The following is a 15,841-nucleotide window of genomic DNA, read 5'->3' on the forward strand; positions in this document are numbered from 1 at the left end:
TCACTCCCTACCGAGGAGGGGTCTTTGTTACCAAGCCCCAAAGGAACGCTCATGCCCGATCTACTGCAAATCCTGAGCACCACTCAACTGAGCGCACAGCCCTATGCGCTGGTGGTGGATGATCACCCGCTAGTCGCGGAGGGTGCAGCCCATGTGCTGATGACCAGCGCCGGCGTGCAGCGTGTGCGCTGTGCGGCACACGGCAATGAGGCTCTGGCAATGATTGCTGCGCTGGGTGAGCCCGTTATCACCGTGATGGACTTCTGGCTGGAGGACGGCGCATCACTGGAATTCGTGCACAGCATCCTGGCCTTGGCTCCTGGCACACGCATTCTGGTGACCAGCGGCGACAAGCACCCGGCCATCGCCAGCAAGGCCGCAGCCGCAGGTGTGCATGGCTTTGTGCACAAAAGCAGCCCGTCTCACGAATTTCAGGCAGCAGTGCAAGCCCTGCTGGCCGGTCGCACCTGGTTTGAGGCCCTGCCTCCCATCCCCACCGCCCCTCCGGCTCCAACTGCGGGCAGCATCCTGCACATGAGCGCCAGAGAGCTCGGCATCACTGCGCGCCAGGCTCAGGTTCTGAGCCTGTTGCTGCAGGGCAAGCCCAATCGCGCCATTGCACAGGCGCTGAACCTGTCCGAATACACGGTCAAGGAACATGTCACCGCCCTGCTGCAGCGCCTGGGCGCCAGCAACCGCGTGGCGCTGATCACGCGCATGCGAGGCATCGAGGTCGACTTGGACTAAGGCTGACGGATCGTCATACAGCGCGCCAGCACGGCATGCAGCTGGTCGGGCTGCAGCGGGGTCGCCAGAGCCAGATAGCCCTGATCCTGGACCTGCTCCAGCATCTCCTCATCGCCGCTCATCAAAGCACCGCTGGCTTGCGGATGCTCCTCCAGCAGCTGCATCAAACACTCAAGCCCGCTTGCGCCATCCTTCAATCGCTGGTCGCACAGTACAAAGTCTGGCCGCAGTCCATCGGCCAGCAGTTGCTGCGCCTCAAGCAAGCTGCGCGCTCTTTGCACCTGCACACCCCAGCTCTGCAAAATCTGCACCAGCACCGGGGCCAGCTGCGCATCGTTTTCCACGACCAGGCAGTGCCCCTGCAAAGGGGCAAACCACTGCGGCCCAGTCGATATCGGCGGTGCCGGCAGCACAGACGAGGTCTGCCACTGCTCGGCATCCTGCGGCCAGCGCAGCCAGAAACATGAACCCTTGCCCGGCAGCGACTGAACCCCGCATTCCACGCCCAGCCGCTGCGCCGCCAGCGCCACCACGGACAAGCCCAGGCCACGCCCGCGCAATGGAGCCGGCACGCCATCCCTGGCATCGCGCTGCTGGCGCGCAGGGCTGCGATAGTGACGCATGAAGACCTGTGCGCATTCCTGCTCGCTCATGCCGCAGCCGCTGTCCCACACCTGCAAAAGCCAGCGCCCCTGCCTGTGCCGCAGCGCCAGCAGCACCCCGCCCTGGTCGGTGTAGCGCAGCGCGTTTTGCAGCAGATTGAAAACCATCTGCCGCAACAGCACCGCATCCGTGCACAGCGCCGGCATATGAGCCGGCTGCCTCACGCGCAGACGCAGACCGCGCTGCGCTGCCTCGCGCGAGAACAGGCGCCGAGCCTCGTCCAGCACCGCACTCAGGGATACCGCCTGCCATTGCGGCGCGAAGCTGTCGCCCTCAAGTCGCGACAGATCCATCAGGTCGTTGAACATGGAGCCCAGATCGCGCGTGCAGGCCTGCATTTCCTGCAGCAGTTGTGCCAGCTCATCATCCTGATTGCGCTGATGGGCGGCTTGCAGCATCAGGCCCATGGCATGCAAGGGTTGCCGCAGATCATGGCTGGCGGCGGAGATGAACCAGTTTTTCTCGGCCAGCGCATTCTCGGCCTGCTCCTTGGCCTCGCGATAGCGCTCCGCCAGTGCCTGACGCTCCAGCTCGTGCGCCATCTGCTGCTGCACGAAGCGCCTCGCGCCCCAGGCGTGGCGTGCAAGTATGGCGCCGTACAGCAGCAGCAGCGGCAACAGATAAGGGCCTTTTTTCGGAAAGTAATGCAGCGTGCACAGCAACATGGGCAAGTAAATACCCGCCATGAAGGCGGCAAATACCTGCAGTACGGGCGCCAGAAAAGTGGCAGCCGATGCCATCACGCCCAGCAGCACCAGATAGATCAGCAGACGCAGCTCACTATGGCTTTCGCCCCAGGTAAAGGCCAGCACGCTGACCCAAAGCAGGCCGTTGATCAGTGCGGCCAGCGCCAGCTGTCGCTGCCAGGTCGTCAATGCCGCCTGCAGTCGCGATGGCTCCCAATCGCGCGCCGACCGCCACTGACGATGCAGGCTGCGGCGGAACAGCAGAAAGCCCAGTGCCATGACGATCATCAGCCCCCACCACCAGGCCAGCCCCGCGCTGACGGCAGGGCTGTTGCGGGTACTGACCCACAGCAGCAGGGCGGGAATCAGCAATGCGGCGATTTCGGAGGAGCCACGCGAAGCCAGGGACTGCAACAGGCGCAACCAGGCCTGCAGCCGGGTCAACTGCGCCGAATCGACTTCAGAATTGGTCGCCATCGACGTAGAACCAGCGCCCACCCTCGAGCACAAAGCGGCTGCGCTCATGCAGGCGCACGGCACGACCCGCCAGACGATAGCGGGCGACGAATTCGACCTCCGCAGAAGCATCGCCGGTCAACTGAAACTGCTTCACATCCAGCCCCAGCCATTTGGTGGCTGCATCGAAATCCAGCTGCGACGGGCGCTGGCTGGCATGCCAGGTGGCTTGCAAATATTCCTGATTCTCAGACACGAAGGCCGTGTAGCGCGAGCGCATCAGCGCCTCGGCATCGGGAGCGGGCCGGGCATCCCAGTGATCGATGTAGCGGCCACAGCAATCGGCATAGGCCAGCAGCCGCCCCTTGGCATTCTTGCGTCCACAGGGACAGTCCCGCTTGTTCTCGGCTTCTTTCACAACTTTGGCAGTCTTGATTGGCAATGCTGCATTGTCGGCCAAGTCGAACAACGAGCAAGCCGGCTTGCGCAGTCGTTTGCCTCAGAGCACAGTAGCGGCAGTCCAAAGCTTGCTGTTCAAAGGTTTGCCTATGTTCTCCATGGCTGCTCCCTGGTGGGAGTTCGTGATTCGCGGTGTTAGCGTCTACCTGTTTCTGCTGGTGTTTCTGCGTCTGACCGGCAGGCGCCAGACCGGCCAGTACGCACCTTTCGACCTGGTGCTGCTGCTGATTCTTTCCAACGCAGTACAGAACTCCATGAATGCGGGCGACAACTCGCTGATCGGCGGCCTGATCAGTGCCGGCACGCTGCTGGCCTGCCATGCGCTGCTCTCCCACCTGAGCTACCGCTTTGCCGGGCTGCGCAAACTGGTCAATGGCAAACCCAAGGTCCTGATTCACCAGGGCATTGTGCAACCCAGTCTGATGACGCAGGAGCAGATCACTGCCGAAGACCTCGCGGCAGCCCTGCGCTCCAATGGCTGCCTCAACGCGCATGAGGTGGAGCGCGCCACGATCGAGACCAACGGCCAGATCACCGTGGTGCTGCGCAAGCGCAGCATGGCCGAACTCGGAGAGGCCTGAGAGCCTCAGAACGTATTTAGGTTCTCAGTGCAGGCCGTTCAGAAACTGCCTGATGGCCGCATTCACCGGCTCCGGGTGTGTGAGATTGGCCGCATGGCCTGCGCCTGCCACATCCACCCACTGGGCCTGGGGCAGGCCCTTGAACATGGCCCGCGCACGCTCCACGCCGATGGCCGCATCCTTGTCGCCATGAATCACCAGCGCAGGCACCTTGATTTCGGCCAGGCGCGGACTGATGTCATCGCGCAGCGCCAGCGTCGCAAAGCTCTGCCCCAGGTTGATCGGCGAGGCCTGTTTCCATTTGGCGCGCCACTGCGCAGCCCCGGGCCAGCCCTGACCCAGAATCGTGTGCTCCACGATGGTGGCCATGTCATCCGACAGCCCATGCTCCATCCAGGCCTTGAGCAGCGCCTCGTGGTGGGGCATCTGCTCGGGGTCTTCCAGCATGGCCTGGGTGTCTATCAGCACCAGCGCGCCCACGACATCGGGGTGAATCAGCGCGCAGCGCAGCGACAGATAGCCGCCTTGCGACATGCCCACCAGCACCGCTTTTTCCACACCCAGATATTTGAGCAAGGCCGCCAGATCGTCGGCCGAGTCATAGTAGCTGAACGCTTCGCAATGCTCGGGATCTGCAGTCTGCCCGTGACCGCGCTCGTCCCAGCTGATGCAGCGATACTGCCCCTGCAAAGCCTGTATCTGCGGCTCGAACATGGTGTGATCCATGAGCAGGCCGTGCGAGAACACAATGGCCGGGCCACGCCCTCCCGTGTCCTCGTAGTAGATATTCTGACCATTGACCTGGGCAAAAGGCATGCCGGACTCCTGCTGCAAATGGTTGAAACCCCTGGGGGAACTCCCCACACTGAGCACATCCTAAGCAGGCCTTGTGACATCGGCAACCGGCCCGTCCCCTGATGTGCCACAGCCTCGTACACGGCAGTTGACAACGGCGGGCTTTTGCCGCCAGGCGTAGATCAGGCCAGCGCCCGCTGGATCAATATCTTCTGCACATCGCTGGTGCCTTCGTAGATCTGGCATACGCGCACATCACGATAGATGCGCTCCACGGGAAAGTCGCTCACCACGCCATAGCCGCCCAGGGTCTGGATGGCGGCGCTGCATACGCGCTCGGCCATCTCGCTGGCAAAGAGCTTGGCCATGGCGGCTTCCTTGAGGCAGGGAAGACCCGCATCACGCAGGCTGGCGGCATGCCAGATCAGTTGCCGTGCCGCTTCGATCTGCGTCGCGCATTCGGCAAGCCTGAAGCCCACGGCCTGATGGTTGAAGATGGGCTGACCAAAGCTCTCGCGTTCCTTGCTGTATTGCAGCGCGCATTCAAAGGCCGCACGTGCCATGCCCACGCTTTGCGCGGCAATGCCGATACGCCCGCCCTCCAGTGCGGAAAGTGCAATCTTGTAGCCCTCGCCCTCGGCCCCGATCAGGTTCGCGGCGGGAATGCGGCAGTTCTCGAAATTGATCTGCGCCGTATCGCTGCTGTGCTGGCCCAGCTTGTCTTCGAGACGTGCCACCTGGTAGCCGGGGTTGCCGGTGGGCACGATGAAGGCACTCATGCCCTTCTTGCCCGCCGTCTTGTCGGTGACGGCGATGACGATGGCTACATCGCCATTCTTGCCACTGGTGATGAACTGCTTGACGCCGTTGATGACGTAGTCGCCGCCATCGCGCACGGCCGTGGTACGCAGCGCCGAGGCATCGCTGCCCACATGGGGCTCGGTCAGGCAGAAAGCACCCAGCATCTGACCCTGTGCCAGCGGACGCAGCCATTGCTCCTGCTGGCTGGCATTGCCGTACTTCATGAGGATGGCATTGACCGGGCAATTGGTCACGCTGATGACGGTGCTGGTGCCACCATCGCCAGCGGCGATTTCCTCGAGCACCAGCGCCAGGCTCACATAGTCCAGGCCCGCACCGCCGAGCTCCTCGGGCACGCAGATGCCATAGGCACCGAGCGCGGCCAGCCCCTGGTGCACGTCCTTGGGGAACTCGTGTTCCTTGTCCCAGCGCGCGGCATGGGGTGTGATCTGCTCGCGCACAAAATCGCGCAAAGCGTCGCGGATCATTTCCTGGTCCTGATTCAGCAGCATGTTGTCTCCGATATTTATAGCTATATGCCCGTTGTTCAGCCTGGGCTAGGCGTCTAGAAGCTTGATGTATCTGCCGTCGTGGCGCAGCAGCTGACCACGGTCTTCGGGCTTGACCTGCGCCAGGGCCTGCATCAGTCCCTGCACGCTTTGAGCCACCGACAGCGGGGCCGCAGCGCCGCCCATCTCGGTCTGCACCCAGCCCGGGTCCAGCGCCAGCAGCGTCAGCCCCGGCCATTGGCGGCAGGCCGAGACCACGGCCATATTGAGCGCAGCCTTGCTGACGCGGTACAGCCAGGCGCTCTCGTCCGCATCGGCCAGCAGGGACATGCCGCTGGAGAAGGCGCCGATCACGCCGCCAGCCTCCTGCACCATGGGAGCAATCTGCGGCAGGGCCTGCATAAAGCCCAGCACATTGCTGTGCATCACCAGGTCGAACTGCTGCTGGGTAGGCGGCACGCCTGCGTCATGACCGTCCCAGACACCGGCCACGTACAGCGCGACATCAATGCTGGCCCCGTCGAGCTGCCAGGCCAGGCCGCTGACGCTGGCGGGATCTGCCAGATCGACCTGCAGCACCCGGGCGCCGCGTGCCTGCAGGTCGACCATGTCTTCAGCCTTGCGCACGGTGGCAATCACCTGGTGGCCCTGTGCCAGATAGGCCTCGGCCAGGGCTCGGCCCAGGCCGCGTGATGCGCCAAGAATCAGTATCAAAGCCATAGCTGTTTGCGCCTGTGCATGGTGTGTTTCAAAACGTTTTCCATCGAAAATCCTTTCATGACAAGCGCTGTAAGCTATCAATTTTTCTTGATCTGCTCAGCGGCAATCATGGCGCCATAGCGGGCCACCATGCTTTCCTGCGATTCAGGCTGGGCGGTCAGTCCCATTTGGGCATGGATGATCTGATTGAGCGTGGGCATGACGTTGCGCGCCACCCTGGCCTCCTCGCTCCACAGGCGCGAGCGCATCAGCGCCTTGGCACAGTGCAGATAGGCCTCCTGCACATGGACTTCGATCACCAGCTTGGGGCGGAAATGATCGCTGGCAAACAAGGCCGTGTAATGCGCCTCGTCACGCAGCTGGGCCGTGCCGTTGACGCGCAGGGTTTCGTCGAAGCCCGGCACAAAGAACAGCAAACCCAGGCGCGGGTCGTCGAGCAGATTGCTCAGGCTGTCCAGCCGGTTGTTGCCGCCCGCATCGGGAATGAGCAAGGTATTGGCGTCCGGTGCCTTGACGAAGCCAGGCTTGCCGCCTCGTGGCGAAGCATCGAGCAAGGTGCCGCCCGCACCGCCGGTGGCCATGACCAGAAACGGCGACAGCGCGATAAAGCGCAGGCAGTGCCGATCCAGCTCCCACTGCTGCTTGAGCAGCGCCCGCTCGGCAGGAGGCTCGTACAACTGCAGCAGTTGTTCGCGCGAAGTGATCATGAAGCCAGGACCTCCTCGGGACGGTCGTTGCGGTGGATGGCGGCATACAGTGACAGGAACTCGTTCCAGGAAGGGTCGAAGCTCACGCTGAGTTCGCCCTCCAGCTCGGGCACATGTTGTCTGCCCAGCTGTGCGGCCAGTTGCACCGCATGGGCCGGATCTTCCACATAGTAGGTGGCCACGCGGGCACTCATGTTTTCCACGCGCGAGAAGGCAAGAATGCCGCGCTGTTCACGGCTGAGTTGTTCATCCAGCGCATCCTGGGCGTCGCGCACGCCGTCCAGCTCTTGCTGGCTCGAGAAGCTGAAGCGCCATTCCATGAAATGCGACAGATCGGCGCGCGTGGCCACGGCATTGGCACCGTCGTGGAAGGTCAGGATGTCGGGCGGTGCATCTTCGTCGGCATCCTGTGCGCGCACTTCGAGCGAGAGCCAGCGGTCGCTGTCTTCCTGGGGGAATTCATAGCTGCGGCCCAGTTGCTGGCGGATGAAGCCATCGAACAGCGGCGGAAACTCCGACAGCAGAGCGGAGCCGTAGACATCGGCCGCAGCCTCGGAGGCAAACTCCACCGGACCCACGCGTACGGAAAAATCCCACTCGCCCAGCACATGGTCCAGCATGATGAAAGCCATGTGCTGTGCATGCTCGGCCATGTCCCTGGCAATGGGCTTCTCGAACGAGAGCTTGAGGCCTATGATGCCTCCCGCATCGTAATAGCCCACCCGGATATCGGAGCAGGCCAGCTCGAAGCCGTCCATGCGCATGCCGAAGTTGCTGCCCAGCGCGCGGCTGCGAAACGCCTGCACGCTGTAATGCTCGAAACGCGGCGCCTGGCGCACCAGTGCCTGGGCATTCTCGAACTGCGCCGTGTTGCCATGGGCCGAGATCACCAGACGGGAGCCGGCCTCCCCGAGCTTGCCTTCCAGCTCCAGACTCAGGCCCGGCGCATATTGGTGCAGCAACTCATTGGAGCTTTCCACAAACTCATGGCGATCGAGCTCCTCCAGCTGGCTCAGCTGGTTGGAAAAATCGCCCCAGAAAGCATCAATCTGCTGCGGCTCCAGCGGCTTGATGGTCTCGCTCTCGTCGTGGTGAATGTCTGCGCTCATGAATGATTTCCGCAATGTGAGCTGCACACATTCAGCGCGAATGCGTGCAATCCGTTGAACATGCGTTCACTGTAGAGCAAACCGGTGACGGTTCTGAGCAAATGGCGTCAGATCAGCTCAATTGCCATGGCCGTGGCCTCACCGCCACCGATGCACAGCGTGGCCAGGCCCTTCTTCTTGCCGCGTGTCTTGAGCGCGTGCAGCAGGGTGACCAGAATGCGCGCACCGCTGGCGCCAATCGGGTGTCCGAGAGCACAGGCACCGCCATTCACGTTGACCTTGTCATGCGAGACCTTGAGATCGGCCATCAGCGCCATGGGCACCACGGCAAAGGCTTCATTGATTTCCCACAGGTCCACATCCTCCACGGCCCAGCCAGCCTTCTTGAGCGCCTTTTCGGTGGCGCCCACGGGCGCGGTAGTGAACCACTCGGGGGCCTGTGCAAAGGTCGCGTGCGAGACGATGCGCGCCAGCGGCTTGCAGCCCAGCTGCTTGGCCGTGGACTCGCGCATCAGCACCATGGCGGCAGCGCCGTCGTTGATGCTGGAGCTCGACGCCGCCGTGATGGTGCCGTCCTTCTTGAACGCAGGCTTGAGGCTGGAGATCTTGTCCAGCTTGGCCTTGGCCGGGCCTTCGTCAAGGCTGACGGTCACGTCGCCCTTGCGGGTCTTGACGGTGACGGGAGTGATTTCGGCATCAAAGGCACCGCTTTGCGCGGCGGCCTGGGCGCGCTGCACGCTGGCAATGGCAAACGCGTCCTGCGCTTCACGCGTGAACTGGTATTTGGCGGCGCAGTCCTCTCCGAAAGTGCCCATGGAGCGGCCCGCCTCATAGGCGTCCTCCAGACCGTCGAGCATCATGTGATCGAAGATCTTGTCGTGCCCCATGCGATAGCCGCCACGCCCCTTCTTGAGCAGATAGGGCGCGTTGGTCATGCTCTCCATGCCGCCGGCAATCATCACCTCGCGGCTGCCGGCAATGAGCTGGTCGTGCGCCAGGATGGTGGCTTCCATGCCGGCGCCGCACATCTTGGATAGGGTCACGGCGCCTGTGCTTTGCGGCAGGCCGCCCTTGAAGCCGGCCTGACGAGCCGGAGCCTGGCCCTGGCCGGCCATCAGGCAGTTGCCGAACAGCACCTCCTCCACCAGCTCGGGCTGGATGCCGGCGCGCTCGACTGCCGCCTTGATGGCTGCTCCGCCCAGATCATGGGCGGCCAGATCGGAAAAGTCGCCCTGGAACGCGCCCATGGGAGTGCGGGCAGCGCTGACGATGACTACGGGATCCTGATGCATGGTTTGTCTCCTTGAAAAATGGATGGATGTGATCTGCCTCTTCAAGCGAGGCTATTGGCGGGAATCTCGAAACGCTGCGTGTCCAGGCCTGCGTCGCCAGCATGCAGAAAGCGGCTGCGCTCGTAGGGAAACACGTCCAGAAAATGACCGTCACGGATACGGCTCTGGTGGCCGCGCCAGAACTCGGCCTCCAGCAGGTCGGCGTGATGGCGCATGAAGATGTCGCGCACAGCCGGATGGCCCAGCAGAAAAGGCCCGAAGGTCTCGGGGAAGACATCCCTGGGGCCGACCGAGTACCAGATGTCGCCCGACATCTCCTCTTCCTCGGTTCGCGGCTGCGGCACCTCGCGGAAATTGCAATCGGTCAGATATTCGATCTCGTCATAGTCGTAGAACACCACCTTGCCGCCGCGCGTGACGCCGAAGTTCTTCCACAGCATGTCGCCGGGAAAGATATTTGTGGCGACCAGATCCTTGATGGCATTGCCGTACTCGAGAATCGCCCTCTCCATGGCAGCGCGGCGCTCCGGCTTGGTGTCTGCCTCGGCCAGGCACTCCATCAGGAACAGGTTCAGCGGCACCAGACGGCGCTCTATGTAAAGGTGGCTGATGATGACCTCCATCTGCCCGTCGCCATCACGGTCGCTGATCTCGATCTGCTCGGGGGCCTGAGCGTGCAGCTCGGCCAGCAGCTCGTCGCTGAAGCGCTCCTTGGGAAAAGCCACCAGGCTGTACTCCATGGTGTCGGCCATGCGGCCGCCACGATCATGCTTCTTGACCAGCTGGTACTTGGCCTTGACCTGGGGACGCGAGACATCCTTGCTGCTGGCGATACGATCCTTGATGAGCTTGAACACATAGGGAAAGCTCGGCAGGTCGAACACCAGCATGACCAGACCCTTGATGCCGGGCGCAATGCGCAGCTGATCACTGGAATGGCGCAGATGATGCAGAAAGTCGCGGTAGAACAGGGTCTTGCCCTGCTTGGCCAGACCCAGGGCGTTATAGATTTCCGCCTTGGGCTTGCGCGGCATGAGGCTGCGCAGAAAGCTCACATAGGCGCTGGGCACTTCCATGTCCACCATGAAGTAGGCGCGCGCAAAGCTGAACAGCGCATGCAGGTCGTCCTCGCCGAACAGGGCCGCATGCACTATGAGCTGCTCCTGCTCTCCATGCAGGATGGGAATCGCCAGCGGCAGCTCGGTATAGCCGGTGATGATCTTGCCGACCAGGTAAGCCCCCTTGTTGCGATAGAACAGGCTGGACAGCACCTGGAGCTGGAAGTTGGCCCTGAGCGTCAGGCCCGCCAGCCTCTCGCGTATGCGCTCGGCCAGCAGATGCACGTCGCGCTGCAGGTCTTCGAAGCGGCATTGCAGCTGCAGTTGCTCGAACAGGGTCTGCAGCGTGCCTTCGAGCTGGGCGAGGTTGCCGGGGTAATAGGCGCGGTAGATGGGTACGGCACCCGGCGCGGTATTTTCCAGGTATTCGGTGCTGACAGCCGCACGCACGAAGATGAAGTCGTTCTGGAAGTGGGTGCGGTGCAGAATCTTGGTCGTGACCGAGTTGAAGAAGGTCTCGGCCAGCTCCGGCTGCAGATGATCGACCATCAGGCCGATGTAATGAAGCTTGACCTGCTGCCAGACAGCCATGCTCTGCAGGCTGGCGGCAAACTCCTCTTCCAGCCTCTGGATGCAGGCACGCACCTGCCGGTCGTAGAACTCTATGCGCTCACGCTGAGCCTGCTGCTGGCCCGGCCAGTCCATGGTCTCGAAGCGCTGCTTGGCTCGGGCAGCTTCCGCACTGAACATGCGGTAATGCTGGTTGTAGCCATGCATCAGGGCCTGCGCAATGGCATAGGCCTCGGGGGCGTCCAGTCGTTGCGGAAACATGGCGGGCCAGTCGCTCCAGATAAGTGAGCAGCACTCTCAAACGGAACAAGCGACACAGGCCTTGAGTCCGCTTGAGGGCACTGCAACTGCGCAGCGGCAGCGATCAGTCGCGCTTGCGCGCAGCGACCTTCTCGACAGCCTTGTTGTAGACATCCTCCAGACCGCCCACACCAGGCACGGTCATTTCGAGGTTGGTGATGTGGCCGTTGTTGAGGCTGTAGCACCAGCCGTGCAGAGTCACCTTCTGGCCACGGGCCCAGGCATCCTGCATCACGGTGGACTGGGCCACGTTGACCACCTGCTCGATGGCGTTGAGTTCGCACAGCACATCGTGGCGGAACTGGGTGGAGATGCCTTCCAGCAGCTTGATGTGCTTGTCGCGCACGTCGCGCACATGGCGGGTCCAGTTGTCCACCAGACCCAGACGCAGATTATTGAGCGCCGCATACACGCCGCCGCAGCCATAGTGGCCCACCACCATCAGGTGCTCGATCTTCAGATGATCGACCGAGTACTGGATGGTGGACAGGCAGTTCAGATCGCTGGGCACCACCACGTTGGCCACGTTGCGGTGCACGAACACCTCGCCAGGCTCCAGACCCGTGATCTGGTTGGCTGGCACGCGGCTGTCCGAGCAGCCGATCCACATGTATTTGGGCTTTTGCTGCGCCATCAGTCCGGTAAAGAAACCAGGACGATCACGCTCCATCTGGTCTGCCCATTGGCGGTTGTGGACAAACAGTTCTTCGATGGAGGTCGTTGTCATGAAGCTATCCTTCTTTTTGTGGTTGAAAGAACGGCGCAGCTCCTGCTTTTTCAGCAGGTTTCAGCAAACAGCTCGCGGCCTATGAGCATGCGGCGAATTTCGCTAGTGCCAGCGCCAATCTCGTAGAGTTTCGCATCTCGCCACAGACGACCGAGCGGATACTCGTTGATATACCCATTGCCGCCATAGATTTGCACGCCCTCGCCGGCCATCCAGGTGGCCTTCTCGGCGCACCACAAGATCACGCTGGCGCAGTCCTTGCGAACCTGGCGCACATGATCGGTTCCCAGAAGATCCAGGTTTTTAGCGACCGTATAGGCAAAAGAGCGGCCTGCTTGCAGCACGGTGTACATATCCGCCACCTTGCCCTGGATCAGCTGGAACTCGCCGATGCTCTGGCCGAACTGCTTGCGGTCGTGGATATAGGGGACGACATTGTCCATGACGGACTGCATGATGCCCAGAGGACCGCCGGTCAGGACGGCGCGCTCATAGTCCAGGCCGCTCATCAATACCTTGGCGCCCATGTTCAGGCCGCCAAGAATGTTTTCAGCCGGCACTTCCACATCCTGGAACACCAGCTCGCCCGTGTGGCTGCCGCGCATGCCCAGCTTGTCCAGCTTTTGCGCGATCGAGAAGCCCTTCATGCCCTTTTCGATCAGAAAGGCCGTCACTCCACGAGCGCCCATCTCCGGCTCGGTCTTGGCATAGACCACCAGGGTGTCGGCATCGGGCCCGTTGGTGATCCACATCTTGTTGCCGTTGAGCAGGTAGTAGCCGCCCTTGTCCTCGGCCTTGAGCTTCATGCTGATGACGTCGGAGCCGGCACCGGGCTCGCTCATGGCCAGCGCGCCCACATGCTCCCCAGTGATGAGCTTGGGCAGGTATTTGGCCTTCTGCGCCTCGCTGCCGTTGCGATTGATCTGATTCACACACAGATTGCTGTGCGCGCCATAGGACAGGCCCACCGAGGCACTGGCGCGTGATATTTCCTCCATGGCCACCATATGCGCCAGATAGCCCATATCGGCGCCGCCGTACTGCTCGGGCACGGTGATGCCGAGCACGCCCAGCTCGCCGAACTTGCGCCACACGTCCATGGGGAACTGGTCGCTGCGATCAATCTCGGCCGCACGCGGAGCAATCTCGCTCTGTGCGAATTCACGCACCGCATCACGCAGCGCATCGATGTCTTCACCGAGCTGGAAGTTCAGTCCGGGCAGATTGGCAAGGCTCATGGTTGTCTCCTGTAGATATGGGTCTGACGAATCGTCTTGTCAGTGTTGTATGCCTTCACGGTTCTGCACACACATCAGAGTGCAGCCCATTGTGGCAATCAGTTTCTCTTTTCCCTGGTCAATGGCAAACGCCTTGCCTTCGGATACGGTGATGGTGCGTCCGGGCTTGATGACCCGGCCCTCCATGCGAAAGCGCTGGCCTTTGGCAGGAGCGAGCAGGTTGATCTTGAATTCGATGGTGAGCACGGCCGCATCGGCCGACATTAGCGTCAGGCCCGCGTAGCCGCAGGCCGAGTCGAGTGCGGTGGATACCATGCCGGCGTGCAAAAAGCCATGCTGCTGCGTCAGGCCTGGAGCCCAGTCCAGACAGATATCGACAACGCCTGGCTCCACCAGGCTCAGCTCCGCGCCAATCGTGGCCATGGCGCCTTGCTTCGCAAAGCTCTGCTTCACTCGATGAACAAAATCCAGAGACTCGGTGACACCTGCAACAGACATGGCAACTCTCCAGCAAAGCTTTGCAATTGACGTTTACGTAAACGTCAATTATGCGCCATTTTTGCTCTCACTCCTCTTCAATAGCGTGCGAGCCTCTTTTTCCTGCTCTCGCACCTCATCCAGAGTCACCTGCAGATCGGCCATCTGCGCTTCGAGCTGCTTGCGGTGGATGGCCAGCACATCGAGAAACTTGCGCAGTTGCACGCCCGTATCACGCGGGCTGTCATACATGTCGATGATTTCCTTGGCCTCCGACAGCGACAGTCCCAGGCGCTTGGCCCGCAGGGTCAGGCGCAGACGTGCGCGATCTCGGGACGAGTACACGCGATTGCGACCGCCTGCGCCGGAGCGCTCCGGCTGCAGCAAGCCCATGTCCTCATAAAAACGGATGGCCCGGGTCGTGAGATCGAACTCTTTGGCAAGGTCACTGATGGTGTAAATGGTCGACATGATTCTGTGGGGTTGTAAGTCTTGCATCGCACAGGCGACTGCCAGAGGCGGCTTGATCTCTAAAATGCTTTGACAAAACTGACGTTTACGTTAACGTCAATGCTAAACGAAATACCGCCCCATGACCTCAAGCCAAGAATCCGCTCTTCATTACCCGCTCGGCGATACCTTGCCCGGTCCTGCCCAGACTCTGGAAGTCGCACCCGGCGTCAAGTGGATCCGCATGACCTTGCCGTTTGCCCTCGATCACATCAACCTCTGGCTGCTGCGTGATCGCCAGACCGATCTGCATGGGCAGGTACGCGAGGGCTGGACGGTCATCGACTGCTGCGTCAATCGCACCGAGGCGCGCGAGCAATGGGAACAGATTTTTGCCTCTGCGCTTGAAGACCTGCCTATTTTGCGTGTCATCGTCACCCATATGCACCCCGACCATATCGGCCTGGCCGGCTGGCTCTGCCATCAATGGAATGCGCCCTTGTGGATCAGTGCCACCGATTACAACGTCGCCCGCGTCGCCATGAAGGACAGAGACGGCTTCGGCGGCGAATCCGGTGCGGACTTCTACAGCCTGCATGGACAAAGAGATGAGGAATTTCTGCTCCATGTGCGCGGCCGGGGCAGCTATTACTCTTCGCTAGTCGCCCCCATCCCCGACATCTATCACCGCATCATGGATGGCGACGAGATAGACATCAACGGCCGCACGTGGCAGTGCATTGCCGGCTATGGTCACGCCCCGGAGCACATGGCGCTTTACTGCGCCGAGCTCGAGACACTGATCAGCGGCGACATGGTGCTTCCCCGTATTTCCGCCAATGTCAGCGTGCATTCTTCCGAGCCCGAAGCCAACCCGCTGCAGCTGTTTCTCACATCGCTGAAGCGCTACTTCGCGCTCCCACAGAATACCTATGTTCTGCCCTCGCATGGCAAACCATTCACGGGATTGCATGTCCGTGTCCAGCAGTTGCTCGACCATCATCAGGAACGTCTGAACGACATCATGCAAGCCTCGCAGCTACAGGGGCTGAGCGCTGCCGACATCCTTCCCATCCTCTTCAAACGCCAACTGGACACCCATCAGATGACTTTCGCCATGGGCGAAGCTCTGGCCCATCTGCACTATCTCTGGTTCAGCCGGCAACTGACACGGCGGCTGGATGAAAACGGCATCCTGCGCTTCTACGCCCCGAATATGCAGAAATAAAAAGAGAGCGCCAGGCGCTCTCTTTTTATGGGTTTCCGGTATTTTTGCAGCAGTAATGCAGCGACAGCCTGCGGTAGCCGCTCCTCGTTTTGAAGCGCCCAATAAAAAACCCCGTAATCTTTCGACTACGGGGTTTTCACTGTAAGAGCCTGACGATGACCTACTTTCACACGGGAACCCGCACTATCATCGGCGCAAAGTCGTTTCACTGTCCTGTTCGGGATGGGAAGGAGTGGTACCAACTTGCTATGGTCATCAGGCATAAACT

General features: G+C 61.5%; 16 protein-coding genes and 1 rRNA gene. 3 read left to right on the forward strand and 14 right to left on the reverse strand.

Going from position 1 to position 15,841, the window contains the following annotated elements; translation table 11 throughout:
- Positions 1-51: 51 nt before the first annotated feature.
- Positions 52-747, forward strand: a complete 696-nt coding sequence (locus EIC84_RS08170) for a response regulator transcription factor (RefSeq protein ID WP_003061639.1) — start codon at positions 52-54, stop codon at positions 745-747.
- Here the strand turns inward: EIC84_RS08170 and EIC84_RS08175 are convergent.
- Positions 744-2,573, reverse strand: coding sequence for a hybrid sensor histidine kinase/response regulator (locus EIC84_RS08175; protein ID WP_003061636.1), 1,830 nt, complete (start codon positions 2,571-2,573; stop codon positions 744-746). The genes EIC84_RS08170 and EIC84_RS08175 overlap by 4 nt on opposite strands.
- Positions 2,557-2,970 (reverse strand): YchJ family protein, encoded by a 414-nt coding sequence (locus EIC84_RS08180; protein ID WP_034361355.1) that lies wholly within the window; start codon positions 2,968-2,970, stop codon positions 2,557-2,559. The genes EIC84_RS08175 and EIC84_RS08180 overlap by 17 nt, the downstream gene beginning before the upstream one ends.
- Positions 2,971-3,100: 130 nt before the next feature.
- On the opposite strand from EIC84_RS08180, the gene EIC84_RS08185 reads away from it, so the two are divergent.
- Positions 3,101-3,592: a DUF421 domain-containing protein gene (locus tag EIC84_RS08185; RefSeq protein ID WP_034361353.1), complete on the forward strand. Its 492-nt coding sequence runs from the start codon at positions 3,101-3,103 to the stop codon at positions 3,590-3,592.
- Positions 3,593-3,616: 24 nt separating this feature from the next.
- On the opposite strand, the gene EIC84_RS08190 is transcribed toward EIC84_RS08185, so the two are convergent.
- From EIC84_RS08190 to EIC84_RS08240, 11 genes are all read right to left on the reverse strand, one after another.
- Positions 3,617-4,408 (reverse strand): alpha/beta fold hydrolase, encoded by a 792-nt coding sequence (locus tag EIC84_RS08190; protein ID WP_003061629.1) that lies wholly within the window; start codon positions 4,406-4,408, stop codon positions 3,617-3,619.
- Between the two features lie 161 nt (positions 4,409-4,569).
- Entirely contained in the window at positions 4,570-5,700 is a 1,131-nt protein-coding gene (locus tag EIC84_RS08195; RefSeq protein ID WP_003061626.1) for an acyl-CoA dehydrogenase family protein, read from the reverse strand.
- Between the two features lie 45 nt (positions 5,701-5,745).
- Entirely contained in the window at positions 5,746-6,417 is a 672-nt protein-coding gene (locus EIC84_RS08200) for an SDR family oxidoreductase (RefSeq protein WP_003061624.1), read from the reverse strand.
- 77 nt (positions 6,418-6,494) lie between these two features.
- The gene (locus tag EIC84_RS08205; RefSeq protein ID WP_003061621.1) at positions 6,495-7,124 is read right to left on the reverse strand and encodes an MSMEG_1061 family FMN-dependent PPOX-type flavoprotein; all 630 of its coding nucleotides are present in this window, start codon (positions 7,122-7,124) and stop codon (positions 6,495-6,497) included.
- Positions 7,121-8,233 carry a hypothetical protein gene (locus tag EIC84_RS08210; protein WP_003061619.1) on the reverse strand — a complete coding sequence of 371 codons (1,113 nt, stop codon included), beginning with the start codon at positions 8,231-8,233 and terminating at the stop codon, positions 7,121-7,123. Before EIC84_RS08210 ends, EIC84_RS08205 begins: the two co-directional genes overlap by 4 nt.
- A gap of 107 nt (positions 8,234-8,340) precedes the next feature.
- Entirely contained in the window at positions 8,341-9,525 is a 1,185-nt protein-coding gene (locus EIC84_RS08215; RefSeq protein WP_003061617.1) for an acetyl-CoA C-acyltransferase, read from the reverse strand.
- 41 nt (positions 9,526-9,566) lie between these two features.
- The gene (gene aceK / locus EIC84_RS08220) at positions 9,567-11,414 is read right to left on the reverse strand and encodes a bifunctional isocitrate dehydrogenase kinase/phosphatase (protein WP_003061614.1); all 1,848 of its coding nucleotides are present in this window, start codon (positions 11,412-11,414) and stop codon (positions 9,567-9,569) included.
- 103 nt (positions 11,415-11,517) lie between these two features.
- Positions 11,518-12,180: a carbonate dehydratase gene (gene can / locus EIC84_RS08225; protein WP_003061612.1), complete on the reverse strand. Its 663-nt coding sequence runs from the start codon at positions 12,178-12,180 to the stop codon at positions 11,518-11,520.
- 50 nt (positions 12,181-12,230) lie between these two features.
- Entirely contained in the window at positions 12,231-13,418 is a 1,188-nt protein-coding gene (locus EIC84_RS08230) for an isovaleryl-CoA dehydrogenase (RefSeq protein WP_003061608.1), read from the reverse strand.
- 39 nt (positions 13,419-13,457) lie between these two features.
- On the reverse strand, positions 13,458-13,916 hold the full coding sequence (locus tag EIC84_RS08235) for a PaaI family thioesterase (RefSeq protein ID WP_003061605.1): 459 nt from the start codon (positions 13,914-13,916) through the stop codon (positions 13,458-13,460).
- Positions 13,917-13,964: 48 nt separating this feature from the next.
- A complete protein-coding gene (locus EIC84_RS08240) occupies positions 13,965-14,366 on the reverse strand; it encodes a MerR family DNA-binding transcriptional regulator (RefSeq protein WP_003061601.1) in 402 nt (133 codons plus the stop codon).
- A 121-nt stretch (positions 14,367-14,487) separates the two neighbouring features.
- On the opposite strand from EIC84_RS08240, the gene EIC84_RS08245 reads away from it, so the two are divergent.
- A complete protein-coding gene (locus EIC84_RS08245) occupies positions 14,488-15,573 on the forward strand; it encodes an MBL fold metallo-hydrolase (RefSeq protein ID WP_003061599.1) in 1,086 nt (361 codons plus the stop codon).
- Between the two features lie 147 nt (positions 15,574-15,720).
- On the opposite strand, the gene rrf is transcribed toward EIC84_RS08245, so the two are convergent.
- Positions 15,721-15,833, reverse strand: a 5S ribosomal RNA gene (rrf, locus tag EIC84_RS08250).
- Positions 15,834-15,841 lie beyond the last annotated feature (8 nt).

It is taken from the genome of Comamonas sp. A23, assembly GCF_004522605.1.
Classification (GTDB): Bacteria; Pseudomonadota; Gammaproteobacteria; order Burkholderiales; family Burkholderiaceae_C; genus Comamonas; species Comamonas thiooxydans.

Coding starts and splice junctions, on each gene's coding strand:
- EIC84_RS08230 (WP_003061608.1), bottom strand. CDS start 13,418: ATGAGCCTTGCCAATCTGCCCGGACTGAACTTCCAGCTCGGTGAAGAC.
- EIC84_RS08195 (WP_003061626.1), bottom strand. CDS start 5,700: ATGCTGCTGAATCAGGACCAGGAAATGATCCGCGACGCTTTGCGCGAT.
- EIC84_RS08240 (WP_003061601.1), bottom strand. CDS start 14,366: ATGTCGACCATTTACACCATCAGTGACCTTGCCAAAGAGTTCGATCTC.
- EIC84_RS08190 (WP_003061629.1), bottom strand. CDS start 4,408: ATGCCTTTTGCCCAGGTCAATGGTCAGAATATCTACTACGAGGACACG.
- EIC84_RS08210 (WP_003061619.1), bottom strand. CDS start 8,233: ATGAGCGCAGACATTCACCACGACGAGAGCGAGACCATCAAGCCGCTG.
- aceK (WP_003061614.1), bottom strand. CDS start 11,414: ATGTTTCCGCAACGACTGGACGCCCCCGAGGCCTATGCCATTGCGCAG.
- EIC84_RS08215 (WP_003061617.1), bottom strand. CDS start 9,525: ATGCATCAGGATCCCGTAGTCATCGTCAGCGCTGCCCGCACTCCCATG.
- EIC84_RS08170 (WP_003061639.1), top strand. CDS start 52: ATGCCCGATCTACTGCAAATCCTGAGCACCACTCAACTGAGCGCACAG.
- EIC84_RS08175 (WP_003061636.1), bottom strand. CDS start 2,573: ATGGCGACCAATTCTGAAGTCGATTCGGCGCAGTTGACCCGGCTGCAG.
- EIC84_RS08185 (WP_034361353.1), top strand. CDS start 3,101: ATGTTCTCCATGGCTGCTCCCTGGTGGGAGTTCGTGATTCGCGGTGTT.
- EIC84_RS08235 (WP_003061605.1), bottom strand. CDS start 13,916: ATGTCTGTTGCAGGTGTCACCGAGTCTCTGGATTTTGTTCATCGAGTG.
- EIC84_RS08200 (WP_003061624.1), bottom strand. CDS start 6,417: ATGGCTTTGATACTGATTCTTGGCGCATCACGCGGCCTGGGCCGAGCC.
- can (WP_003061612.1), bottom strand. CDS start 12,180: ATGACAACGACCTCCATCGAAGAACTGTTTGTCCACAACCGCCAATGG.
- EIC84_RS08205 (WP_003061621.1), bottom strand. CDS start 7,124: ATGATCACTTCGCGCGAACAACTGCTGCAGTTGTACGAGCCTCCTGCC.
- EIC84_RS08245 (WP_003061599.1), top strand. CDS start 14,488: ATGACCTCAAGCCAAGAATCCGCTCTTCATTACCCGCTCGGCGATACC.